At 70.3% G+C, this 22,673-nt stretch carries 22 protein-coding genes; 9 read left to right on the top strand and 13 right to left on the bottom strand.

What is annotated here, in order from left to right; translation table 11 throughout:
• Positions 1 to 63: 63 nt before the first annotated feature.
• Complete coding sequence (locus EXE42_RS07245; protein WP_241988351.1) at positions 64 to 1,281, top strand: transposase; 1,218 nt, start codon at positions 64 to 66, stop codon at positions 1,279 to 1,281.
• Between the two features lie 94 nt (positions 1,282 to 1,375).
• Here the strand turns inward: EXE42_RS07245 and EXE42_RS07240 are convergent, their stop codons facing one another.
• Positions 1,376 to 1,792, bottom strand: a complete 417-nt coding sequence (locus EXE42_RS07240; RefSeq protein ID WP_092920218.1) for a dual specificity protein phosphatase family protein — start codon at positions 1,790 to 1,792, stop codon at positions 1,376 to 1,378.
• A gap of 133 nt (positions 1,793 to 1,925) precedes the next feature.
• Between EXE42_RS07240 and EXE42_RS07235 the strand changes: the two genes are divergently transcribed.
• From EXE42_RS07235 to EXE42_RS07210, 6 genes are all read left to right on the top strand, one after another.
• Complete coding sequence (locus tag EXE42_RS07235) at positions 1,926 to 2,927, top strand: hypothetical protein (RefSeq protein WP_092920219.1); 1,002 nt, start codon at positions 1,926 to 1,928, stop codon at positions 2,925 to 2,927.
• Positions 2,928 to 3,007: 80 nt separating this feature from the next.
• Positions 3,008 to 3,985, top strand: a complete 978-nt coding sequence (gene lipA / locus EXE42_RS07230; protein ID WP_092920220.1) for a lipoyl synthase — start codon at positions 3,008 to 3,010, stop codon at positions 3,983 to 3,985.
• A 170-nt stretch (positions 3,986 to 4,155) separates the two neighbouring features.
• Positions 4,156 to 5,277, top strand: coding sequence for a branched-chain amino acid ABC transporter permease (locus EXE42_RS07225; protein ID WP_137694766.1), 1,122 nt, complete (start codon positions 4,156 to 4,158; stop codon positions 5,275 to 5,277).
• Positions 5,274 to 6,647 (top strand): branched-chain amino acid ABC transporter permease, encoded by a 1,374-nt coding sequence (locus tag EXE42_RS07220; protein WP_092920222.1) that lies wholly within the window; start codon positions 5,274 to 5,276, stop codon positions 6,645 to 6,647. Before EXE42_RS07225 ends, EXE42_RS07220 begins: the two co-directional genes overlap by 4 nt.
• A complete protein-coding gene (locus EXE42_RS07215; protein WP_092920223.1) occupies positions 6,640 to 7,551 on the top strand; it encodes an ABC transporter ATP-binding protein in 912 nt (303 codons plus the stop codon). The genes EXE42_RS07220 and EXE42_RS07215 overlap by 8 nt, the downstream gene beginning before the upstream one ends.
• Positions 7,548 to 8,381, top strand: coding sequence for an ABC transporter ATP-binding protein (locus EXE42_RS07210; protein WP_241988350.1), 834 nt, complete (start codon positions 7,548 to 7,550; stop codon positions 8,379 to 8,381). Before EXE42_RS07215 ends, EXE42_RS07210 begins: the two co-directional genes overlap by 4 nt.
• A gap of 97 nt (positions 8,382 to 8,478) precedes the next feature.
• Here the strand turns inward: EXE42_RS07210 and EXE42_RS07205 are convergent, their stop codons facing one another.
• From EXE42_RS07205 to EXE42_RS07185, 5 genes are all read right to left on the bottom strand, one after another.
• Entirely contained in the window at positions 8,479 to 9,849 is a 1,371-nt protein-coding gene (locus EXE42_RS07205; protein WP_092920224.1) for an ABC transporter substrate-binding protein, read from the bottom strand.
• A 206-nt stretch (positions 9,850 to 10,055) separates the two neighbouring features.
• Complete coding sequence (locus EXE42_RS07200; protein WP_092920225.1) at positions 10,056 to 11,714, bottom strand: gamma-glutamyltransferase family protein; 1,659 nt, start codon at positions 11,712 to 11,714, stop codon at positions 10,056 to 10,058.
• 75 nt (positions 11,715 to 11,789) lie between these two features.
• Positions 11,790 to 12,095 (bottom strand): putative quinol monooxygenase, encoded by a 306-nt coding sequence (locus tag EXE42_RS07195; protein ID WP_137694768.1) that lies wholly within the window; start codon positions 12,093 to 12,095, stop codon positions 11,790 to 11,792.
• A 91-nt stretch (positions 12,096 to 12,186) separates the two neighbouring features.
• Positions 12,187 to 12,390 (bottom strand): hypothetical protein, encoded by a 204-nt coding sequence (locus EXE42_RS07190; protein ID WP_092920227.1) that lies wholly within the window; start codon positions 12,388 to 12,390, stop codon positions 12,187 to 12,189.
• Positions 12,391 to 13,070: 680 nt separating this feature from the next.
• On the bottom strand, positions 13,071 to 13,727 hold the full coding sequence (locus EXE42_RS07185; RefSeq protein ID WP_092920228.1) for an HVO_0476 family zinc finger protein: 657 nt from the start codon (positions 13,725 to 13,727) through the stop codon (positions 13,071 to 13,073).
• A gap of 177 nt (positions 13,728 to 13,904) precedes the next feature.
• On the opposite strand from EXE42_RS07185, the gene prs reads away from it, so the two are divergent.
• Entirely contained in the window at positions 13,905 to 14,765 is an 861-nt protein-coding gene (gene prs, locus EXE42_RS07180; protein WP_137706211.1) for a ribose-phosphate diphosphokinase, read from the top strand.
• Positions 14,766 to 14,771: 6 nt separating this feature from the next.
• On the opposite strand, the gene EXE42_RS07175 is transcribed toward prs, so the two are convergent.
• The 6 genes from EXE42_RS07175 to EXE42_RS07150 form a co-directional block, all read right to left on the bottom strand.
• On the bottom strand, positions 14,772 to 15,335 hold the full coding sequence (locus EXE42_RS07175; protein WP_137706210.1) for a maltose acetyltransferase domain-containing protein: 564 nt from the start codon (positions 15,333 to 15,335) through the stop codon (positions 14,772 to 14,774).
• An 83-nt stretch (positions 15,336 to 15,418) separates the two neighbouring features.
• The gene (locus EXE42_RS07170; RefSeq protein ID WP_137694771.1) at positions 15,419 to 16,543 is read right to left on the bottom strand and encodes an ATP-NAD kinase family protein; all 1,125 of its coding nucleotides are present in this window, start codon (positions 16,541 to 16,543) and stop codon (positions 15,419 to 15,421) included.
• Positions 16,544 to 17,032: 489 nt separating this feature from the next.
• Positions 17,033 to 17,731 carry a molybdopterin-binding protein gene (locus EXE42_RS07165; RefSeq protein WP_137706209.1) on the bottom strand — a complete coding sequence of 233 codons (699 nt, stop codon included), beginning with the start codon at positions 17,729 to 17,731 and terminating at the stop codon, positions 17,033 to 17,035.
• 95 nt (positions 17,732 to 17,826) lie between these two features.
• Positions 17,827 to 18,606: a DUF5803 family protein gene (locus EXE42_RS07160; RefSeq protein WP_092920234.1), complete on the bottom strand. Its 780-nt coding sequence runs from the start codon at positions 18,604 to 18,606 to the stop codon at positions 17,827 to 17,829.
• A 12-nt stretch (positions 18,607 to 18,618) separates the two neighbouring features.
• Positions 18,619 to 19,320 carry a DUF2110 family protein gene (locus EXE42_RS07155; protein ID WP_092920235.1) on the bottom strand — a complete coding sequence of 234 codons (702 nt, stop codon included), beginning with the start codon at positions 19,318 to 19,320 and terminating at the stop codon, positions 18,619 to 18,621.
• Positions 19,320 to 19,844, bottom strand: a complete 525-nt coding sequence (locus EXE42_RS07150; protein WP_092920236.1) for a transcription factor — start codon at positions 19,842 to 19,844, stop codon at positions 19,320 to 19,322. Before EXE42_RS07150 ends, EXE42_RS07155 begins: the two co-directional genes overlap by 1 nt.
• 176 nt (positions 19,845 to 20,020) lie before the next feature.
• Here EXE42_RS07150 and EXE42_RS07145 point away from each other — a divergent pair, with 176 nt between their 5' ends.
• Positions 20,021 to 20,986, top strand: coding sequence for a hypothetical protein (locus EXE42_RS07145; RefSeq protein WP_092920237.1), 966 nt, complete (start codon positions 20,021 to 20,023; stop codon positions 20,984 to 20,986).
• Between the two features lie 44 nt (positions 20,987 to 21,030).
• Here EXE42_RS07145 and EXE42_RS07140 read toward each other — a convergent pair whose 3' ends face one another.
• Positions 21,031 to 22,641: a PAS domain-containing protein gene (locus EXE42_RS07140; RefSeq protein WP_241988349.1), complete on the bottom strand. Its 1,611-nt coding sequence runs from the start codon at positions 22,639 to 22,641 to the stop codon at positions 21,031 to 21,033.
• Positions 22,642 to 22,673 lie beyond the last annotated feature (32 nt).

Raw genomic sequence — 22,673 nt, 5'->3', positions numbered from 1 at the left:
AGGGCAGTGAAGTTCCCGTGACACGAGATAATCACTAAGTACCATACTGCGGTATCGAGAGACGTGGCGGACGAGTACCTGAGACGTACCGCAATTACTCGCCTAACTCTCACCAGCGAGCAGAGAACGCTGCTCGACGCCACCATCTCTGAGTGGAAACGCGCCTGTAACATCAGCAGTCGTATCGGATGGAGAGCAGATGAAGCGCGGAAAACACGTCTTCAAAAGCTCGCATACGACGAGGTGCGAGAAGAGACACGTCTCGGGAGCCAACACACGATACTCGCAACTCATCAAGCCGCAGCGGCACTCAGCGGCATCGACGATATCGAAGCTCTCGAAGAGGATTACGCCACCTCTCGGCCGGAATTCACGGCAGACACGGTGAAGTACGACACGCGCACGATGACGTTGTTCGACGACGGAACCGTCTCTCTTTCTACAGTCGGAGACCGTATCCGATGTGAACTCGTGCTGCCGGACGACGAGAACGGATACCAATACCAGTACCTCGACAGCGAGGCGTGGGAGATCACCGAATCCACACTCTCACGGCGCGATGGTGGGTACTACATTCACTTGGGGTTCCGGAAACCCAAGCCCAAGAAACGAGCCGAGATACGGGATGACACCGAGGACAGGACAGTTCTCGGGGTCGATCTCGGTATCGCAAACATCGCGACCACCTCGACAGCGTACTTCGCATCCGGTGACGAACTCCGGCACCGACACCGAGGGTTCGAGCGGATCCGCGGTCGGCTCCAACGGACGGGTACACAGTCCGCGCACCGAACGATTCAACAGATGAGTGGGCGGGAATCGCGACACGTCCGGAACACGCTTCACGAGGTCGCCAACGACATCATCGACGAGGCCCTTGAATGCGACTGCGAGTACATCGCCTTCGAGAACCTCCGGCACATCCGAGACCGTGCGCCTCGGGTGAAGGAGTTCCACCAGTGGGCGCATCGACAGCTCGTGGACATGGTAGAGTCCAAAGCGGACGCGGAGGGGCTCCGTGTCGTGTACGTGTCACCGGAGAACACGAGTCGGCGGTGCCCGGAGTGCGGTCACACGAGCGAAGGGAACCGAATCGCGCGCTCGGAGTTCGAGTGCCAATCGTGTGGTGAGACGGGGAACGCGGACTACGTCGGCGCGAAGAACGTCGGATGGAGGTACGTCCGTCGGGGCCTACAGTCGTCTCGGCGGACGGACGACAGTCAACTCGCCCTGAAGTCAGGAACCGTGACGCCGAATCGGGGATTCGTCCCGAGCGACTGACCGTCGATGGAGGCAGAGTTCACTGACAAGTTTCGCGTCATCATTCGCGGGACGGTTGACATCTCGGCCTAGGCTCTTTCTACGACGCCGCCGCTCACTCCCGATCCCGAGCGACGAACGTCACCGCTCGCCGGACCAGCGCGTCGTGCGGATCGACCTCCGGCCGCCGCGCCAGCACCTGCTCGAACGCCTCGTCGAGTCCCCGGTCGGTCAGACGCGTCATCGCGGCCGCGGCGACCGCCGGGCTGCGCGAGGCGCCGGCCGAACAGTGGACGAGGACGCGCTGCCCGGCTTCGCGACGCGCCACGACCGTCTCCACGGCGTCGACGAACGCCGAATACTCGTTCTGCGGTCCGTCCGTCATCGGGGTATCGACGCGGGCGACGGATCCGGTGTCCGGATCGTCGTGCGTGAGGGAGACGACGGCGTCGACGCCGCGGTCCCGAAGCAGCGACTCGTCCTCGGCGTCCGACCGCGTCCCGACGAAGATTCCGGCCCCGACCTCATCCATTCCGAAACACGCTCTCGGACCGCCGTACGGTTCCCTTCGGGTAAACGTCACCGGCCGTCGGATGGCTCCACGAGGGAGTGCGTCTCCCGGAGTGGGCGCTTTTTTACCTCACACACCCACACCGACACGACACATGGGCAAACACGAGCGCGGCTGGGTCGAGGCCACGGAGAAGCTGACGGCGCGGCTCGCGAACGGCGCGGAGCCGGACGCCGACCTCGGAGATCGGGGCCGGCTCGACCTCGCGGAGTCGCTCGCGGAGCGCCTCCGGAGCGACTTCCCGAGGCTGACCGCGGTGCGCCACGCCGGCAACTCCTACGACTCGCTGGGCGACCTGATCGTCGAGACGCCGGGCGGCGAGACGTTCGTCGAGGCCAAGTTCGTCGCGAGCGGCGGGACGCGGGCGAACCTCGGGCAGGACACCCTGACCCAGTTCGAACTGTTCGAGGGCGCCACCGCGTGGAGCGACTTCCGCGAGGAGATCGGCTTCCCCGAGGACCGCGAGGCGCTGCTGCGGGAGTTCGACGACTACCCGGACGACGTCCGCGACTGGTCGTACAAGTCGGCGGTGTACGACCGCGCGAAACACCTCAAGAACGTCCTCGACGTGTCGCGGGGGCAGCACACCGGATCGCGGGCCGACGAGGTGCTCGCGGACCCGGACGCGACGGAGCCGCAGCGGGAGGCGGCCCGGATAATCAACGCGATCCTCGACCTCGACCGCGAGGAGAAGCTGGCGTACTTCGACCATCTCCGCGACGCCGAGCAGAATCCGCGGAACGTCGAGACGTTCGCGCACCTCATCGTCTGCGGCTACCACACCGCCGACGCGCTCGAAGCGCACTTCGACGACGACCTCGACGAGATCAAGCGGCTGATCGAGACGAACTCCTACCGACTGTACGAGGTGAACAGAAACAGCGGGACGGTGACGGTCGAGAACCCCTCGGAGCTGCTCGCGGGCTTCGAGTGGGCGGACACGCGGGTCGAGATCCCCGAGGACGGGACCTCGGTGAGCGTGGTGACGGGGCCGCCGGACGACCGGCGACGCGTCCTGAACATCGCGTACAACTGGAAGAACAAGTTCCAGGGGATCCAGACGCCGTCGATGAACGTCTTCGTCCCCGAGGCGTAAGCCGGGGGGCCCGCCGCACCGCCCCGGCCCGAGCCGGGGGCGACCCGCACCCTTTTGCGCTCGGACGCCAAGGGTCGACCATGCAACGCGGCCGCCGGAAGCCGGACTGGCTGAAGTCGCGCCCGCCGTCCGGGAGTCGGTTCACCGAGATCAAGTCTACCCTCCGCGACCACGACCTCCACACGGTCTGCGAGGAGGCGAACTGCCCGAACATGGGCGAGTGCTGGTCAGGGGGCGCGAGCGCGCCCCCGGACGGCGAGGCGGCGGACGCCGCCGAGGGCGGCGGCACGGCGACGTTCATGCTCATGGGCGACCGCTGCTCGCGCGGCTGTAACTTCTGCGACGTCGAGACGGGCGGGATGGAGGCGCTCGACACCGACGAGCCCGCGAACGTCGCGGACGCGGTCGCGGAGATCGGCTTAGACTACGTCGTCTTGACCTCCGTCGACCGCGACGACCTCGCGGACGGGGGGTCGGCGCACTTCGCCGAGACGATCCGCGAGATCAAGCGCCGCGACCCGGAGATTCTCGTCGAGACGCTCATCCCGGACTTCCAGGGGGACCCGGCGGCGATCGACCGGATTATCGACGCGGAACCCGACGTGATCGCGCACAACGTCGAGACGGTCGAACGGCTCCAGTGGCCGGTCCGGGACCGCCGCGCGAACTACGAGCAGTCGCTCGCGGTGCTCGATCAGGTCGACCGCGAGTCCGACATCCACACGAAGACGAGCCTGATGCTCGGCGTCGGCGAGTACGACCACGAGGTGTACCGGACGCTCGGCGACCTCCGCGAGGTCGGCGTCGACGTGGTCACCTTCGGCCAGTACCTCCGGCCGTCGCGCTCGCACCTCGACGTGTTCGAGTACGTCCACCCCGACGTGTTCGAGACGTGGCGCCGGGTCGCCGAGGCGGAGTTCGACTTCCTCTACTGCGCGTCGGGCGCCATGGTCCGCTCGTCGTACAAGGCGGGCGAGCTGTTCGTCGAGGCGCTGTTGCGCGAGGGCCGGACGCCCGAGGACGCCCGGCGACACGCCCGGGCCGCGGGCGGCGACTGAGACGCGGATTTCGGAACGCGTCTGGGGGCGGATTTCGGAACGCGTCTGGGGGCGGATTTCGGAACGCGTCTCCCTCGACAGCTGTCAGGCGCTTTCGAGGTATCGACTTTTGTTCAAACAGCGAATTATTTACCTCTCGGTGTCCCACCCTGTGTCAGTGAGACGTACACATGGGAACGACTGACTCGTCGATCGTCGACTCGGCGCGGGCCAGGCCGGGGCTTCTCTTCGTCGCCCTTCTCGGCGGCCTGCTGCTCGTCGACCTCGCGGCGAAGCTCGCGGGGGTGGGCCTCGGCCCGATCGGGGGGTCGCTCTCGGTCGATCGGCTCGGCTCGAACCTCTGGAGCGGAATCGTAATCGGACTGGTGATCGGACTCGCGGGCATCGGGCTCTCGATGACGTACAGCATCCTCTCGTTCGCGAACTTCTCGCACGGGGACCTCGTCAGCGTCGGGGCGTTCTCCGGCTGGGGGATCGCCTTCCTCATCGCCGGGTTCGGCGAGATACCGGTCCGGGCGCTGCTGACCGTCCGCGACGCCGGGAACGCCTCGCCGGGCGACATCGGCGCGCACGTCCTCACGACGCCCGTGGCGATCCTCGTGGGGCTGGTCGCGGCGTTCGTCGTCACCGCGCTGCTCGCGGTGGCGCTCGACCGGGCGTTCTACAAGCCGATGCGGGACCGCGACGGCATCTCGCTGCTGATCGCCTCCATCGGCGCGGCGCTCATCGTCCGCTACCTGCTCCAGTTCGTCTACGGCTCCGACCGGCGCGGCGTGACCGCCAGCGTCGAGGCGTCGAACCTGGCGTTCGACCCGATCGGGGTCTCGGTGGACGCCCACGAACTCACCATCCTCGTGGCCGCGGTGGGGCTGATGCTCGCGATGCACGCCATGCTTCAGCACACGAAACTCGGCACGGCGATGCGGGCGATGGCCGACAACAAGGACCTCGCGCTCATCACGGGGATCCCGGCCGAGCGCGTCGTCACCGCCACGTGGATCATCGGCGGCGGGCTCGCGGGCGCGTCCGGCTACCTCTACGTGCTGCTCCGCGGGACGATCCAGTTCGACTTCGGCTGGCTCCTCCTGCTGCTCATCTTCGCGGCCGTAATCTTAGGCGGGATCGGTTCCGTCTACGGCGCCATCGCGGGCGGTCTCGTCATCGGCGTCGTGTTCACCACGTCGACGATCTGGATCCCCTCGGACTTCAACCAGGCCGCGGCGTTCGGCGTGATGATCCTCATGCTGCTGTTGCGTCCCGAAGGGCTGTTCGGCGGGGTGACGACCACATGAGCGCCGCCGACTCCCCCGACGGCGACGCGTCCGGCGGCGACGCTGCCGACGCGCCGGGCGGTCCCGAGGGCGACGCCGACGCGCCGGAGAGCGCGACGGCGGCGGTGGTCGAGGCGGCCCGGGAGAGCGACCTCGGACTCGTGATCGGGACGCTGCTCGCGATCTACGCGGCCGCGACGCTGCTGACGTTCACCAACGGGCTCAACAGCGTCGTCGGGCTCATGGAGACGCTGACGTTCCTGGGAATCGTCTACGCGCTCACCGCGCTCGCCTTGAACCTCCAGTGGGGGTACACCGGCCTCTTCAACATCGGCGTCGCCGGCTTCATGGCCGTCGGCGTGTACACGATGGGGATGGTCGTCCGGTCGCCCGACCCCGCGTTCGGCCCCCCCGGACTCGGGCTGCCGCTCCCGGTCGGGATCGTCGCCGGCACGGGGATGGCGGCGCTGCTCGGCGCCGTCGCCGCCCTGCCGGCCCTCCGGCTCAAGGCCGACTACCTCGCGATCGTGACCCTCGGCCTCTCGGAGATCGTCCGGCTGTCGCTCCAGTCGAGCGCCTTCGACAGCTTCCTGCGCGACACGATCGGGGCCGGAACGGGCGGCGGTCGCGGGATGGGAATGCCGGACAACCCGGTCCGCGACCTGTTCTTAGTCGACGGGCAGGCGGGGGATCCGACCGCGCTCGGCGACCTCGTCTTCGGCGTCTTCGGCCCCGACGGGCTCGGCATCTCGCAGCCGATCCTCATCGGGTGGGGGTACATCGCCGTCCTCGCCGTCTTCCTCGTCGGCTTCTACCTCGTCTTGGAGCGCCTCGGCCGCTCGCCGTTCGGCCGGACGATGAAGGCGATCCGGGAAGACGAACTCGTCGCCGACTCGCTCGGCAAGGACGTGAACCTCGTGAAGATCAAGGTGTTCGTCATCGGCTGCGCGCTGATGGGGCTCGCGGGCATCCTCTGGTTCGGCAGCCAGGGGAACGTCTCCCCGACCCCGCAGTTCCGCCCGCTCTTGACGTTCTACGTGTTCATCGCGGTGATCATCGGCGGATCCGGGTCGAACACCGGCTCGGTCCTCGGCGGCATCGTCTTCGCCGCGGTGCTGTTCGAGGGGCCGCGGCGCGTCGGCGGGACGGTCCGGGGGCTCATCGACGCGGAGACGCCGCCGTCGTTCGCAGACGCGGTCGCCACGCTGGACCCGGTGACGTTCCTCGCGTACGCGACCGAGAACATCGCGCCGCTCCAGTTCGTCTTCCTCGGGCTCGTCCTCGTGTTCATCATTCACCGGCGGCCCGAGGGGATCCTCGGCGACCGGATCGAGACGGCCGCGGCCGTCGACCTCTCGGAGCGGCCCGCCGGAGGTGAGACCGATGAGTAGCGACGTTCCGGAGGCTGGCGACGTGGCCGACGCGGAGGACGTCGCCGACACGGTCGACGCGACGGACGCGACGGTCGACGAACCCGAGGCGAACGACAGCGCGGTCGAGGAGGCGGCGAAACACGTCCCCTCCGGGGCGCCCCCGCTCCGCGTGGAGGGGCTGGTCAAGCGGTTCGGCGGCGTCACCGCCGTCGACGGCGCCTCCTTCGAGGTGGAGTCCGGGTCGCTGACGGGACTCATCGGCCCGAACGGCGCCGGGAAGTCGACGACGTTCAACTGTATCACCGGCGTCCACGAGCCGACCGCCGGGCGGGTGTACTTCGAGGGCGAGGACGTCACCGGGCTCAGGCCCCACGAGATCGCCCGGAAGGGGCTGGTGCGGACGTTCCAGATCGCCCGGGAGCTCTCCGAGATGACCGTCTTGGAGAACCTCATGCTCGCGCCGCAGGGCCAGCTCGGCGAGTCCGCGATCCGGGCGGTGACGCCCGGGCTCCGCGGTGCGGTCGTCGCGGAGGAGACCGAGCTCCGCGAGCGGGCCTGGGAGACGCTGGAGTTCTTCGAGATCGACCACCTCGCGCACGAACCCGCGGGGAACCTCTCCGGCGGCCAGCGGAAGCTGCTGGAGATGGCCCGCGCGCTGATGACCGACCCCGAGATGGTGCTGCTCGACGAGCCGCTCGCCGGGGTCAACCCGACCCTTCAGGAGAAGCTCTTGGACCGGATCCACGACCTGCGGGCTGACGGTTACACCTTCCTGCTCGTCGAACACGACATGGACGTCATCATGAGCAACTGCGAACGCGTCATCGTCATGTACCAGGGCAGCGTGCTCGCCGAGGGGACCGGCGACGAGATACGGAACGACGAGCGGGTCATCGAGGCGTACCTGGGTGAGGACCTATGAGCGCCGACGAGACGAACGACGCGGTCGACGCGAACGACGCGGTCGACGCGAACGACGCGGTCGAAGTCGACCGGGAGGCGGTCGAGGCCGACGCGGACGCCGGAACCGCCCACGCGATCGACGGCGACGCGATCCTGCGGATCCGCGACCTCGACGCCGGCTACGGCGACCTCCAGATCCTCTCGGACGTGGTCTTAGACGTCGCGGACGAGGAGTTCGTCACCATCGTCGGGCCCAACGGGGCCGGGAAGTCGACGGTGATGAAGACCGTCTTCGGGCTCACGACGCACATGGCCGGCACCGTCGAGTTCGAGGGAGAGCCGATCCACGGGCTCGCGCCGGAGCAGATCATCCGCGAGGGGATCGGGTTCGTCCCCCAGAACGACAACGTGTTCCCCGGGCTCAGCGTCCGCGAGAACCTCGAGATGGGCGCGTACATCCTCGACGAGGTGCCGGAAGACCAGATCGAGACGATATACGACCGGTTCCCGATCCTCCGGGAGCGCAGCGACCAGAAGGCCGGGACGCTCTCCGGCGGGCAGCGGCAGATGGTCGCGATGGGGCGGGCGCTCATGCTCGATCCGGACCTCCTGCTGCTCGACGAGCCCTCGGCCGGGCTCGCCCCCGACCTCGTCTCCGACATGTTCGACCGCATCGACCGGATCAACGACTCGGGGACCGCGGTGCTGATGGTCGAGCAGAACGCGAAGGAGGCGCTGCGCCGCTGCGACCGCGGCTACGTGCTGGTGAACGGCGAGAACCGCTACACCGACCGCGGCGACGTGCTGCTCGCCGACGAGGACGTGCGGCGCGACTTCCTGGGCGGATAATCGGACTACGGTTTGGGGTCGGTCGTTTACGAGTCACGCCGCCGACCGGCGCCACGGCTCACGCGCGTCGAAAAAACGGAGAAGGACTCGAAACTCCCTACTGGTTCAGCACGCTCGACCACTGGCTGGTGTACGTCGGCTGGTTCGGCTCGAAGGAGACGCGCTGCGTGATCGTCCCGTCGCGCTCCCGGAAGGCGTTCACGTACGCCTCCTCTAACGACTGTCCGTAGGCGTCGTTGAGGTACAGCGTGCCGGAGCTCTCAGCGCCGACGTTGTCGCCGACGGCGAGGTCCGCCATCGCGGGCCCCTGGAGCAGGTCGGAGGGCGCCGTCCGGAAGATGTAGCCGTTGTCCTCTAAGTCCGTCACGTTCGGGTCGGTCGACGACGGCGAGATGCCCACGACGCCGTTCGGGATGAACACCTGGTCTGCGACCTGGAGGTTGACGTTCGAGGACGCCGGACCGACGACGGCGCCGTAGCCGGCGTTGACGATGGCGTTCGCGCCCGAGATACCGGCCTGGGGGTTGGTCTGGGTGTCCTCCACGCGGGTCTCGACGTCGACGTTGATACCGGCGTCGTTGACCTGCGTCGCCGCGAGCAGCGCGCCGTCGCGGATCGGGACGCCGAGCGGACCGAGGTCACCCGTCTCCGGCATCAACACGCCGACCCGAGCGGTGAACGAGTCGACGCCGACGGGGGGTTCGGCCGTCGCGTTCAGGTCCTCCTCGGTGAGGTCGTTCCCGAACTCGACGGTGTCGATGGTCTCCAGTTCGCCGTCCTGGAAGTCGATGATGTCGTAGGCGGCCGTCGCGATGTCGCCGTTGATGTCGAAGTTGACCCTCGAGGACGCGCCGACGTACTGGACGGGGTCGCCGCCCGCAACGGTCTCGACCGCGTCCGGGAGGTCCGCGGGTCCGAACTCCTCGCCGCCGGGGTTGGCGACGGTCCGAACCCGGTCGCGGATCGCCTCGCCGTCGTTCTCGCCCGCGGCGGTGGCCGCGAGGATCTGGACCGCCATCGCGTCGTACGCCTGCGCGGTGAACACGCCCGGCGCCTCGCCGTACGCCTCCTCGTACGACGACGTGAAGAACTCCGCGCCCGGACCGCCCGCGGAGGGCGCGGTGCCGATCACGTTGTTCATGTCGTTGTCGACCTCGCTCGGGAGGTCCCTGTCGATCAGGCCGTCGGGGACGATGATGTCCAGATCGGGCGCGCTGTCGGCGAACTCCGAGTAGAAGTCGCGGAACAGCTGAATGCCGGACTGCGGGAACCCGACGACCATCACGGCGTCGGGGATGCTGCTGGCGTCGCCCCCGCCGCCGTCGGATCCGTTGCCGCCGCCAGATCCGTTGCCACCACCGGTTCCGTTGCCGCCGTCACCGCTCTCCGTCGAACAGCCGGCGAGCCCCGCGATACCGACCGCGCCGGCACCCCTGAGTACGTCGCGTCGCTGGATTCTTCGCTTCATCCTGTGATCGTATACCATACGAGCCGTTATAAGCGTATCCACGACCACAAATACGACACCGGTCGAATTCGACCGGATCGGACGGCTCCCGTCGCGTATCGATGCGCTCTACCGACGGTTCGTCGATCGGCTCCCGAGCCCGAACCGGCCTCATTTTTTCGCGCCGATAGCAACTCGGCCGGCGCCGCGAACGCGGGCGCCTCGCCTCAGTACCCCTGCGCGTTCCCGTCCTTCCGGGGTTCCGTGGCGGCCGACAGGACCCCGTCTTCGTTCCGGACGATCTGCGCGCCGCCGAACATGACGGGCGAGAGCGTCCGCACGTCGTGATTCTTACGAACGAGCTTGGCCGCGGCGTCGTCGTCGAAGTGGGGTTCGAGCGCCAGCTCGCCGCTCTCGCGGTAGCGCCAGCGCGGTTCGTCGAGCGCGCGCTGGAGCGGCATGTCGTAGTCGACGAGGTTCGAGATCACCTGGACGTGACCCTGTGGCTGCATGTATCCGCCCATCACGCCGAACGCCGCCCAGTCGTCCTCGTCGAACCGGACGACGCCCGGGATGAGCGTGTGGAACGGGCGCTTGCCCGGTTCCAGCGCGTTCGGGTGGTCCGGGTCGAGCGAGAACGACGCGCCGCGGTTCTGGAGCGCGATACCCGTGTCGCCGGCAACGAGCCCGGAGCCGAAGCCGGCGAACCGCGAGTTGATGTACGAGACGACGTTGCCGGCGTCGTCGGCGACGGTGAGGAGGACGGTGTCGGCGTCCTCGGCGTTCGCGTTCGGGACGCCGAAGGAGACGTCGTGGGAGGCGGTCGCTCCGACGCCCGCGGCGCGCTCGCTCGCCCACTCGCCCGACGCGAGCGGCGGGACCTCCTCGTAGTCGGGGTCGGTGATGTAGCGGTGGCCGTCGTGGAACGCCCGCTTCATGGCCTCCGCGAAGTAGTGGACGCGCTCCGGCGAGTCGTAGTCGTACTCGCCCGCGCCGAGCTCCGCGGCGACGTTGAGCGCCTCCAGGGCGATCAGCCCCTGGTTGTTCGGCGGGAGCTCGTACACCTCGGCACCGTTGTAGGTCGTCGACACCGGATCGGGCCATTCGACCTCGAAGCCGGCGAGGTCGTCGACGGTCATGAACCCGCCCCGCGACCGGACCTCGTCGGCAATGGCCTCGCCGATCTCGCCCTCGTAGACGACGTCTGCGCCCTCCTCGGCGATCTTCCGCATGGACTCGCCGAGCCGCGGCATCGTCACCGTCTGCCCGACGGCCGGCGGTTCGTCGTCGAACAGGAACGCCTCGCGGGCGTGGTCCTCGGTGAACAGCGCGTCGGCGCTCGCCCAGTAGGAGGCGATCACCTCGGACACCGGGTACCCCTCGGTCGCGTAGCGGATGGCCGGATCGAGCGCGTCGGCGAGACTGAGCCGGCCCAGCTCCTCGACGGTCGCCTCCCAGCCGCGGGCCGTCCCCGGGACCGTGACCGCGTGCGGGCCGTAGAACGGCATCCCGGCCTCGCCGGCGTCGTCGACCGCGTAACCGCCGTCGTCCGGGTAGTAGGAGTCCGCGTCGTCGTCCTCCGCGAGCGCCGCCTTGACGTTCTCGATCGTCGCCTCCGCGGGCGCCCCGCCGCACGATCGCATCGCGCCGACCTCGCCGTCGGCGGTCCGGTACAGCGCGAACACGTCGCCGCCGAGGCCCGTCGAGGTCGGCTCGACGACGTTGAGCGCGGCCGCGGTCGCGACCGCGGCGTCGAACGCGTTACCGCCCTCGCGGAGGACCTCGATCCCCGCCTCGCTCGCGAGCGGCTGACTGGTCGCCACCACGCCGCGTTGACCGTACACGGTGGACCGGCGCGACGTGAATCGGTCTAAGTCTGGCTCCATACGAACCCGTCCGGCGCGCGGGAGAATAAACCACCGACCGGATCTATCCGGTGTCTACCGTCCGGATCGGGCGGCTCAGGAGTGTTTCGCGGCGAGGACCTCGATCTCGTCGACCTGCGGGTCCTCGACGAACAGCTCGTCGGCCCGCTCGAACAGCTCCGCGGCGATCTCGCCGTCGAGGTGCGCCTGTCGGCCTTCCTCGTCGGGGAACGTGTCGAAGATGCCGAACGTGGTCTCGTCGAGCCGCAGCGCGAACCACGTCGTCGTCTGCTCCTCGGCCTCGGCCGCGGGGAGCGCGGACTCGAGGAACTCGGCCACTTCGTCCGCCTTCTCGGGCTTGGCTTCGAGCCGTGCCTGAAGCGCGTACTCGGAGTCGGACATTCCGTTAGATCGGAGGGCTGCGAACGGTTTAACCCCCGTGACACCGGGGATCCGGTCAATCCGAATCGACCGCCACGAGCGGCGGCCCGCCTCAGTCCTCGAACTCGGCGTAGTGCCGCACTAACCCGCACTCGGGGCACATCACCGTCGTCAGCTCCTTACGCTCGTTCATTCCCAGCTTGCCGAGCAGCCCGGACCGCTTCTCGCCGGTCCTGACGTGGGCGTTCCACGCGTCACCCATGCTGAACTCCACTTCCTCCATCGTGACACCGCAGTCGGGACAGCGGTGGTCCATGTCTGTGGCGTCGCCCGGCGGCGTGAAAACGGTTGGTCCGTGGCGATCGCCGGGGCCCGCGGGGTCGGCGGGCTGAGCGTGACCGTCGCCAAGTGGCTCGTCGTCTTCGTGTTCCTCGCTATCGCCTCGTTCGTGCCGTGACGGCCCGACCGCGGCGCTCGGCGGTGAAAAGCCGGCCTCGGTACTCATAGGGCTCGTCGTCGCCGGGTGCCGAGTCCGGCTCGGAGCGGTGGTTCGTCATCGGCCGCTCGCCGGTAGTCGCGCCGCCGAATAAAAGGATCCGGCCGCGGCGTCAGTGCGACGAGCCGGCGTACTCGTTCCAGCGGTCGGTGCCGTTCGCGATCCGCCGGGTGTCGGACGGGTCGAACGTCCCCGCCGCCTGCGCGACCGCCTCGGCGGCGGTCGGCAGGCCGTCGGTCCCGTCGTCGGCGTCGGTCGCACCGTCGTCAGCCGAGTTCGTCGATGGACCCGATCGGTCGGTCGTCGGTTCGGTCTCGGTCGCCTCGCGCGTGCTCGGACCGGCGGGACCGGTCGCCGTCCCCGCCGTCGAGCGTGCGTCAGTCGTGTACTACGGGCGGCACGACTCGGGAAAGGGGCGTATCCTTCATAATTGTTTATGTTAGTACGAGCCTCGCCGCCGCGGCGGATCGTGCGGCGGGGGCGGCGCGGGCCGGTCGGTCCTACCAGGCCGACCACGCGGTGAGCGTCTCGTCGCGGGCGTACACGCGTTTGAGGTCCTTCGCGTAGGCGAGGTCGCCGGGATGATCGAGCTTCTCGTGGCGGTACTCCGGCGCGTCCTCGCGGATCTGAAGCCCCTCGACGGTGAACTCCTCCTCACCGAACTCCACCGTCTCGTCGACGGTGAACTCGTAGTCCCCGGGGACGTTCACCCGCAGCGAGCGCGTCTGGTCCGCGTCGCCGTCCTTCGGATGGAGCGTGACGGGGACCGCGACGTTGTCGACCGCGCGGGTCCACAGCGTCTCCACGTCGGTGATGTCCGCCTCCTCGACGCGCTCTTCGGGGCCGAGTTCGATCCCCGTGATCCGCACCTGCATCAGCGCCTCGTCGGTGTCGACGACGAACTCCTCGCCGGCGGCCACGTCGCCCTCGGCGGGCACGTCCATCGTCGTCGTGAACGAGTCGCCGTCCTGTGAGACGACGATCGACACGGAGACCGTCTCCTCCTCGGGGATCTCGGTCTTGTGGGTGTGGTCGCACTCGGTACAGCGCACGGTGGCCTGCCCGCCCGGACTGAGGACCTCGTGGACGGTCGGCTCGGCGGGCGAACACGACGGACAGGGGAGCCCGACGCGCGCGCCGGCTTCGGTTTCGGTCATTGGGGCTCGTACCCGCCCCGCCCGTAAATATCCGCCCCTGTGGGGCCGGTGTGGGTCGCGCTCGCGTGGCGCTCGGCGGCCGGAGCGTCCCGCCGGCGCGGTTCCGGCGGGGGGAGCGTCCCGTCGGAGCCGCGCGGTAAGGAAACTGGTTTACCGGAGTCCGCGGAACGGTCGCCCATGATCGTACCCGGGTCCAGCTCGCAGCAGCTCGCGGCCGCGCTCGCCGCGGAGACGGGCCGGGCGCTCGCGACCCCGACATACGACCGGTTCCCCGACGGGGAGGGGCTCGCCGCGGTGCCCAACTTCGACGCCGACGAGGCCGTGATCGTCGCCGCGACCGACTCCGACGAGGCGTGGGTGGAACTGCTCCAGCTCCAGGACGCCGTCCGCGAGGCCGGCGCGACGGACGTGACGACAGTGATCCCGTACATGGGCTACGCGCGCCAGGACGCCTCGTTCGGCGACGGCGAACCGGTCTCGGCCCGCGCGATGGCGAGGGCGATCTCGACCGGGACCGACCGCGTCCGCCTCGTCAACCCTCACGAGGCGACGGTCGCCGGCTTCTTCGACGTTCCGGTCGAGACGGTCGACGCCGCGGGCGTCCTCGCGGACCCGCTCCCGGCCGACCTCGACGACCCGCTCTTCCTCGCGCCCGACGAGGGCGCGATCGACGCGGCCGCCACCGTCCGCGACGCCTACGGCGCCGGCGAGACGGACTACTTCGAGAAGCACCGCGACCGCGAGACGGGCGCCGTCGCGGTGTCGCCCTCCGACGCCCCCGTTTCGGACCGGGACGTGGTCGTCGTCGACGACATCATCGCCACCGGGTCGACGATGAGCGAATCGGTCGGGGTCCTCACCGACCGCGGCGCCGCGCGGGTGCTGACGGCCTGCGTCCACCCGGTCCTCGCGGCCAACGCGGTGACGAAGCTCCGCGCCGCCGGCGTCGACCGGATCGTCGGCAGCGACACCGTCGAACGGGGCTGTAGCGTCGTCAGCGTCGCGCCCGTCGTGGCCGACGCGCTCGACGAGCCGTAACCGAGATCACTCGCCGTCGATCTCTCGGATCGCCTCGGCCGGGTTGCCGCCGACCACCGTGCGCGCCGGCACGTCGTCGACCACGACGGCCCCGGCCGCGACGACCGCCCCGTCCCCGATCTCGACGCCCGGCGTGATCACCGCCCGCCCGCCGATCCAGACGTCGTCGCCGACCGTCACCGGCTCGCCGAACTCTCGGCCGGCCGCGCGCTCGTCGGGATCGATCGGGTGCGTCGCGGTGTAGACGTGGACGCCGGGGCCGAGCAGGCAGTTCCCGCCGAACGCGATCGGCGCGGCGTCCAAGAAAACGCAGCCGTAGTTCGCGAAGAAGCCGTCGCCGACGCCGACGTTGTACCCGTAGTCGCACCGGACGGGCGGCATGACCGTCGCGTCGCCGCGGACCTCGCCGAACAGCTCGCCGAGGAGTCGCTCTCGGCGGTCTGTCTCCGTCGGGGCAGTGGCGTTGTACCGGCGACAGCGGTCGCGGGCTCGCCGTCGGTCGGCGGCGAGTTCCGGATCCGTCGGGTCGTACGCCTCGCCGGCCAGCATCCGCTCCTTCTCACGTCCCATACGGCTCCCGACGCGGCGAGCGACAAAGGGCTGTCCGTCGCGGCGAGCGGCGTCGTCCCCGTTCCGGAACCCGCGCGGCCGCGTCAGACGATCTTCATCATCCGCGTCTCGAACTTGCCGACGCGGACGCGGACCCACCCCGCCAGCTCCGCGTCGAGGTCGGGGTCGTCGGTGTCGACGCGGAGCGCGCGTACGCCGTCGAGTTTCGCCCGCGACGCGACGATTCGGAGGTCGCAGCGCCGGATCACGGCCGGCGAGATCTGGGGGTTGCCGCGGCCGAAGACGAACCCCTGCCCGCCGATGGGCGAGACGACGACGACGTTCTCCTCGCCGAGCGCGTCGAGGATCGCCGCCTCCGTCGCGTCCCGGACGATCACCTCGCCGTCGCGCCAGACGTCGACGCCGATCGGCGACGGCTCGAAGCCGAGCTCGTCCTTGATCGCTCCCACCGTCGACCCCGGGCCGAGAACGAAGGTGACGCCCTCGCCGTCGCGCTCGCGGACGTCGGCCGCGACGCCCTCCGCCAGCGACTCGACGGTCCCGCTCGCGGTCTGTTTCGACGACTGGAGGTCGTCCGCGACGGGGACGTGGGCGACGCCGCGCAGCGTGGGGTTGACCTCGCCCTCGCGGTAGGCGTCCTCGTCGATGTCCATCACCTCGCGGCGCTCGGTCCGCGAGAACGAGGCCGCGACCTCAGCGGCGTCCTCCGGCGACACCGCGAACACCGACGAGTACACCTTCACGCCGGCCGGGACGCCGAGCATCGGTACGTCGGTCCCCTCCAACGCCTCCGCGACGTCCGCGGCGGTCCCGTCGCCCCCGACGAATAAGACGAGGTCGACGGGGTCGCCGTCGCTCGCTTCGACCCCGTCCTCCCCGCCGACCCCCGCGAACGCCCGCACGACCGCGGCGGTGTGCGCCGCGGTCGTCCCCGTCGGCTCCGGCGTCTCGCCCCCGAACGGGTCGACGACGCGGACCGGGTCGAAGCCCGCCTCGCGGACGACCGACTCCCCCATCGGGTCCGCGGCCACCGAGACGGCCGCGTCGGGGGCGACCGCGGCCAGCCGGTCGAGCGTCCGCCGCGCCCGGTCCGGCGCCCGCGGCTCGGCGCCGCGCTCGACCGCCTCGGCCACCTTCCCGTCGGTCCCCTTCAACCCGACGCGGCCGCCCATTCCGGCGACCGGGTTCACCGCGATCCCCACGTGCATGCCCGACGTTCACCGCGCCGGCCTCTTAAGCGAGCCGCGTCCGGCCGACGCGGGCGGCCCCCGCCCGTCCGATCGGCTGATAAAATCCCCCGACAACGAGACACGGGACCCAACAGGCGTCGGCTCGTAGCTCCGAGCGCCGATGGAACGAGCCCGCCATCGGCGACGCGAGCCGCTCGTCTCACCGGGACTGGATCCCTCCCTCGGTAGCTGCCACGCGCCCGCGCCGTCCGGTCCCGTTTTCGCGTCCGCGCGGCGGCGTCCGTCCGTCCGGCGACGCTCGCCCCGTCCGAGAATCAACGCTTAAGACGCCCCCAAGATAACGCCGAGACATGATCCTCGAAGCCGCCGTGACGGAGCCGCTGCCGATCAGCGCGACCGCGGGCGCGGTCCTGCTCGCGAGCCTCGCGCTCGTCGCCGTGTGGGTCGCGTACCTGTACCGCTAGAAGCCTCTCCTCCGACCGCCTCGCCGCCTCGCCCGCCGACCGCTCAGGCGGACTCGTCCTCGACCGCGTCCGCGCGTTCCCGGACCCACGCCGCCGCGCGCTCGGCCTCCGCCTCGCTTTCGGCGGTTATCTTCACGGTCACGACCTCGCCCGGGTACGAGCCGACGCGCACGTCGAACCGCTCCCGCAGCGACGCGATCCGGTCGAGCAGTTCGCTCTCCGGCTCGTCGACGTCGACCGTGAGCACGTGGGTGAGCGTCCCCGCGAACTCGTCTTCGACCAGCTCGAACATCGCCTTCATCTCCGCCGGAACCCCCGGCAGGACGTAGACGGACTCGACGACCGCGCCGGGCGCGACCCCGGCCTCGTTCGGGAGCGGCCGGCAGTCGGCGGGGAGGTGCGTCGTCTCCGCCGCGAGGTCGTCCCCGCTGTACCCGCGCTCTGCGAGCCACGCTGCCGCCGCTTCGTTCTCGACGAGGCCGCGCCCGAACGCGGCCGCGACCCCCTCCATCGTCACGTCGTCGTGGGTCGGCCCGAGCCCGCCGGTGACGATCACGGCGTCGTACTCGGCGCGGTACTCGTTGACGACGCGCGCGATCTCGCTCACCTCGTCCGGCACGACGGTCACCCGTCGCACCCTGACGCCCCGGGCGTCGAGCCGGTCGCAGAGCCAGGTGGCGTTCGTGTTCTCGGTGTCCCCGACGAGGAGTTCGTCCCCGACGGTGACGACGGCGGCGTTCATACCCGTCTCAAGCGGCGCGCGGTAGAAAAGGACCGCGACGCGGACGGGCGCGGCGAGTCGGAGGGCGCCGGGCGGGTCACGGACGGACGCGCCCGCTAGAGCCAGCCGTCGTCGTCCCGGTCGTCGTCGACGCCGAGTCCGAGGTCGCGGCGGCGCTCGCGGAGCGCCTCCAGCTGGCGTCGGAAGTAGAGCGTCCCGACGACCGCGGCGATCGCGGCGACGACGAGGATGACGCCGAACACCACCAGGTCGCCCTCGCGGTACGACTGGACGACGATCGATCCGCCCGTCACCTCGTCCCACACGATCCGGTCGCGGCCGTCGACCGTCACGACCGAGTGGTCGCGCGGCGAGACGTGGCCGACGATCGGCGCGTCGGTGCTGAACCCGGGCGGAAGCGTCACCGCGTACGACCCGTCGACGTACGCCCGCATGGTGAACCGGCGCGGCGATCCGGCGCCCGAGAACGCGATTTTCCCGCCGGCCATCTCGTCCGCGAACCGGATCCACGTCTCGTCGGTGGTCCGCTCGACCTCGCCGCCGCGGGCGCGGAACTCGCTTCCGTTGATCACCTCGCCGTCGGGGTACCGGTACCGGAGCGCCTCGAACTGTAGCGGCTGATCGCCCGCGTACGGCGTCTGCTGATACAGCCGGATCTCCTCCCGGTCACCGACCGCGTACACGACTGTGTACCGCCCGTCGGTGGAGAGGTCGAACGCGGCGTCGCGGTCCGTGTCGAAGTCGTACTCGCGAGGGGGCTCGGCGTCGAGCGTCTCGTTCGTCACCTCGCCGCCGCCGGTCGCGTAGCCGAGACAGCCGGCGCTGACCGCGAGGAGGGCGATCGCCGCCGCCGCGAGCGCGAAGCGTCGGTTCACGATTGATTCGGGTTAGACGACGCACCGCATCTCCGCCGGGAGGTACGAGCCGATGGCGGCGAGTAACCCCGGCGGGTCGGTGCCTTCCGCGCAGACGATGCTCTGTTCGAGGAGCCCCAGTCGCTCGACCGTGACGATGTCCTGCGCGTGGCCCGCGCGGTTCACCGTCGCCCGCGTCTCGCCGCGGGTCGCGGAGTTGACGTTCACGCGCCCGTCACCGCGCCGCCAGTCGTACAGGCGGTCGCGCTCGGCGTCCGCGAGCCGGGACGGTCCCGCCTCGTCGCCGTCGGCGTCCGGGCCGCCGCCGTAGACGAACCGCATCGGGAGGTGCTGGACGAGGCCGAACCGCTCGACGACCTGCTGTGGCGAACCGACGCCGAGGCCGAGTTCGTCCGCGGGGACGAACACGTCGACGCCGGCGTCGAGCGTGATTCCCACGTCGTCCCACGACTCGAGGGTCCCGACGTACGCCTCGCCGGCCTCCAGTCCGCCGTCGTGGGCGGTGACCTCTCCCCACGTCTCCGCGAGGACGTTGCGCGCGACCGGGGCGTCCTCGCCCGTCACGTCGACCTGGACGAAGTCGTCGTCGCGGACGCCCACCCGCCAGTCGACGTCGAGCTCGCCCACGTCGTTGGCGACGAGCGAGTTCATCCCGTCGAGCGCGCGGTCGCGGGCGTCGCCCTCGACGTAGCACTTGGTTGCGAGGACGACCATCAGCCGGTCACGTCCACGTTGAGCTCGTCGCGAAGCTCGTCGATCCGCCGGTCCATCGCGTCGCGGAGCCGGTCGTTGTCCATCGCGTCCAGCGGCGAGCCGCACTCGGGACACTCGAACCCGAAGTCCATCGCCTCGCCGAACTCGAACCGCATCGAACACACCTCACAGAGGTAGAACTCGTGGGTGCGCTCGTACTCCTCGCGCTCCTCCAAGGCGTCGAGCAGCCGGTACATCTCCTCCTGGAGGTTCTCCGGGATGTTGTCGTAGTGGAACGTCCACAGGTACGTGAGCCACCCGGAGTCCTCGTCGCGGACGCGGCGGTACGTCGCGAGGTCGTTCTCGTACAGGATGAACAGCGCGCGACGCACGTCGTTGAGCTCCAGGCCGAGCTCCTCGGCCAGCTCCTCGTCGGTGACCTCGCCGTCCGGCGGCGCGGCCGCGACCGGCATCCCCGTCGGCCCCACCAGCTCGTGGAGGTACTTCTGGATGACGGGGTCGTTCAGTAGATCCTCAAAAGCCATTACGAGAATTTGGTGGAGGAACCGGGTTAAAAGCTCCGAAAGGCGCGGTCGCGACCGCCCCGTCGAGCCGGGGAAGTCGGCCTCTCGAACCGCCCCGCCGGACTGACCTCCCGAACCGCGGCGAGCGACCCGCGGGTCCGGCAGAGCTTTACGCGCCGTGGCTCACACTCGGCCGTATGACGGACTCGGTCGACGGGCGAGGGCGACGCGCGCTCGGCGCCCTCGCGCTCCTCGCGGTTCCGGTCGTGCTGGCGGCGGTTCCGCTGGTCCCGGTCGCCGCGCTCCTCGGCCCCGCCGGACTCGGGGTGATCCCCCTCGGAGCGCCGGGAGGACTCCTCGCGGCCGTCGTCGTCGGTCCCGCCGGCTCCGCGCTCCTCGGTCCGGTCCTCGTCGACAGACGGGTCTCGCGGCTCCCCGACGCCGGCCTCGACGACCGCCGCGCCGACTTCGTCGCCGACCGCGTCGAGGCGCTCGCGGCCGAGGTCGGCGTCGACGCGCCCGCGGTAACCGCGGTCCGCGCCGACGCGGCGAACGTCGCCGTCACGGACGGCTACCGCGGCTCGCGGCTCGTGGTCTCGACGCGCCTGCTCGCGCTCCCGGAGGCGGACCGCGACGCCGCGCTGCGGCACGCGCTCGTCAGGCTCCGGACGCGCGGGGCGACGCTGACGACCGCGACGCTCCCGGCGCTGGCGGCCGTCGAGACGGCGGCGCTGCTCGCGACGCTGCTCGTCGGGCGCCGGGGAGACCGCACCGCCGCGGACCGTCGCGTCAACCGGATCCACGGATACGAGCCGGACCGCGAGCGCGTCCCGTCGTGGGCGTACGCGGTCGCGGGGACCCTGTGCTGGCTGGTACTCCTCCCGGCGTGGATCCCCGCCACCGTCGGCGACCGGCTCTCCGTCGCGGGCGGACGCCGCGCCGCCGACGCGCTGGTCGCGCGGGCCGGGACCGCGGAGCGCGAGGGGCTCGGCAACGCGGTCGCGTTCGCCAGCGACGCCGCGGGCGCCGGCGACTGGCCGCCCCTCCTCGACCGCCTCTCGTTGGTCTCCATGGCCGACGCCGAGACGGGTCGCGTGCGCGGGACGAGCCGACAGGAGGCCCGGACGCGGCTCGCGCGGCTCCGATCGAAACGGGCGTTGTAGGCGGGACGGGCGTCGCCCGGGCGGCCGCCACCGGACAGGGATGCTCAGGGATGCCTCGGGACCTCCAGCCGGATCGTCGTCCCGTCCTCGCCGGTGTCGATGTCGAAGTCTCCGCCGGCCTTGGCCACGACCCAGTACATGAGCCAGATGCCGAGGCGGTCGGCGTGGGTCAGCGACGTCTCGCCCGCCTCCAACACCTGCGTCTCGTGGTCCGGGATCCCGGGACCGTCGTCTTCGATCTCGACCGCGATCCACTCCCGCGGACGGCGTTCGACGCGCACCTCGACCGAGGGCGTCCCCGCGTCGTTGTGCTTCACGGCGTTCTCGACCGCCTCCGCGACGGCGACGGTCAGCCCGACCACGGCCACCTCGATCGGGTCGTCGCCGGGCAGCGACAGCGTCACCTCCGCGTCGGGGTAGCGACTCCGGATCCGGTTGCGGAGCTCGATCAGCTCCTTCCGGAAGTCGATAGAGGCGTCTAGCGCGGACGCGGAGACCGTCTCGTCGACGGTCTGAACGGCGGTCGCGATCCCGGTGAGGTCCGCGGCCGTCTCGGTGATCACGTCGAGCGACCGCTGTCGCGACGCCTCGTCGGGGTCGTCTCGGAGGAGGTCGGCGTACCCCTCGATGAGGTTCATCTTGTTCCGGAGGTTGTGGTTGAGCACCCGAGCCATCACCTCCAGCCGCCGCTCGCGGATCTTGCGCTCGGTGATGTCGGTCTGGAACCCGACGAAATGCGTGACCGCTCCGTCCTCGTCCCGTAGCGGTTCGACCTGGAGCCGGTTCCAGAACTTCTGCCCGTTCGTCCGGTAGTTGAGGACGTCCACGTCCACCGACCGCTCCTCCTCGATCGCCGCCCGGATCTCCGCCGTGGTCTCCTCGGCCGTGTCCGGTCCCTGAAGGAAGCGGCAGTCCTCCCCCAGCATCTCCTCGCCGTAGCCGGTCAGCGCCTCGAACTCCCGGTTGAGGTACACGAGCGGGTCGTCGTCGCCGTCCGCAGCCCGCGCGAGGGTGATCCCGACGGGCGCCTCGTCCATCGCCTGCTCTTTGAGCCGCAGCTCCCCGACGGTCCGCCTGAGCCGGAGCGAGGTCGTCCGCCGCTCGATCAGGTTCGAGACCCGGGCGAGCAGCGCCCGCCGACCGACCGGCAGTTCGACGACGTCGTCGACGCGTTCCCACACGCTGTCGGCCGGCTGCCCCCGCGGCCCTTCGCTCACCAGCAGCACGAACGGGAGGAAGGCTGGGTCGGCGCGGTCACGCCGGGCGTCGATCGCGTCGCCGGCGGCGCGGAAGGCGTTCGCGTCGAGGACGCAGCAGTCGAACGCGCCGTCGAGCGCGGACGGAGCGTCGGCGGTGCGGATCCGGTACCGCTCGCCGAGCGCCTCGGCGAGCAGGGCGCGGTCGCGGCCGTCGTCCATCAGGAGGAGGACCGTCGCCTCGTCGCCCGCGGGCGAGGCGTCGTCTCGGGCGGGGTCGACGGTCGGGACGCCGTCTCCGTCGTCGAACGCGTCCCCGTCGTCGCCCTCCGGAGCCCCGCCGTCGTCGCCCTCCGGAGCCCCGCCGTCGTCGCCCTTCGAAGCGCCGCGCGACGCCTCGCCTTCCGCGGACTCGTCGCCGCCGGCGGCATGGCGTGTCCGGTCCGACTCCGAGCCCATGTCTCTTCGAACGAGGTGCGGCCGCCACTAAG

Source organism: Halorubrum sp. SP3 (assembly GCF_005435195.1).
Lineage (GTDB): Archaea > Halobacteriota > Halobacteria > Halobacteriales > Haloferacaceae > Halorubrum > Halorubrum sodomense.
Note: the sequence above shows the minus strand (reverse complement) of the source record. Positions and strands in the feature narration are given on the sequence as shown.

Coding starts and splice junctions, on each gene's coding strand:
- EXE42_RS07155 (WP_092920235.1), bottom strand. CDS start 19,320: ATGGTCGTCCTCGCAACCAAGTGCTACGTCGAGGGCGACGCCCGCGAC.
- EXE42_RS07140 (WP_241988349.1), bottom strand. CDS start 22,641: ATGGGCTCGGAGTCGGACCGGACACGCCATGCCGCCGGCGGCGACGAG.
- EXE42_RS07195 (WP_137694768.1), bottom strand. CDS start 12,095: ATGTCCGACTCCGAGTACGCGCTTCAGGCACGGCTCGAAGCCAAGCCC.
- EXE42_RS07240 (WP_092920218.1), bottom strand. CDS start 1,792: ATGGATGAGGTCGGGGCCGGAATCTTCGTCGGGACGCGGTCGGACGCC.
- EXE42_RS07200 (WP_092920225.1), bottom strand. CDS start 11,714: ATGGAGCCAGACTTAGACCGATTCACGTCGCGCCGGTCCACCGTGTAC.
- EXE42_RS07220 (WP_092920222.1), top strand. CDS start 5,274: ATGAGCGCCGCCGACTCCCCCGACGGCGACGCGTCCGGCGGCGACGCT.
- EXE42_RS07205 (WP_092920224.1), bottom strand. CDS start 9,849: ATGAAGCGAAGAATCCAGCGACGCGACGTACTCAGGGGTGCCGGCGCG.
- EXE42_RS07185 (WP_092920228.1), bottom strand. CDS start 13,727: ATGACCGAAACCGAAGCCGGCGCGCGCGTCGGGCTCCCCTGTCCGTCG.
- prs (WP_137706211.1), top strand. CDS start 13,905: ATGATCGTACCCGGGTCCAGCTCGCAGCAGCTCGCGGCCGCGCTCGCC.
- lipA (WP_092920220.1), top strand. CDS start 3,008: ATGCAACGCGGCCGCCGGAAGCCGGACTGGCTGAAGTCGCGCCCGCCG.
- EXE42_RS07175 (WP_137706210.1), bottom strand. CDS start 15,335: ATGGGACGTGAGAAGGAGCGGATGCTGGCCGGCGAGGCGTACGACCCG.
- EXE42_RS07165 (WP_137706209.1), bottom strand. CDS start 17,731: ATGAACGCCGCCGTCGTCACCGTCGGGGACGAACTCCTCGTCGGGGAC.
- EXE42_RS07210 (WP_241988350.1), top strand. CDS start 7,548: ATGAGCGCCGACGAGACGAACGACGCGGTCGACGCGAACGACGCGGTC.
- EXE42_RS07215 (WP_092920223.1), top strand. CDS start 6,640: ATGAGTAGCGACGTTCCGGAGGCTGGCGACGTGGCCGACGCGGAGGAC.
- EXE42_RS07170 (WP_137694771.1), bottom strand. CDS start 16,543: ATGCACGTGGGGATCGCGGTGAACCCGGTCGCCGGAATGGGCGGCCGC.
- EXE42_RS07225 (WP_137694766.1), top strand. CDS start 4,156: ATGGGAACGACTGACTCGTCGATCGTCGACTCGGCGCGGGCCAGGCCG.
- EXE42_RS07190 (WP_092920227.1), bottom strand. CDS start 12,390: ATGGACCACCGCTGTCCCGACTGCGGTGTCACGATGGAGGAAGTGGAG.
- EXE42_RS07145 (WP_092920237.1), top strand. CDS start 20,021: ATGACGGACTCGGTCGACGGGCGAGGGCGACGCGCGCTCGGCGCCCTC.
- EXE42_RS07235 (WP_092920219.1), top strand. CDS start 1,926: ATGGGCAAACACGAGCGCGGCTGGGTCGAGGCCACGGAGAAGCTGACG.
- EXE42_RS07150 (WP_092920236.1), bottom strand. CDS start 19,844: ATGGCTTTTGAGGATCTACTGAACGACCCCGTCATCCAGAAGTACCTC.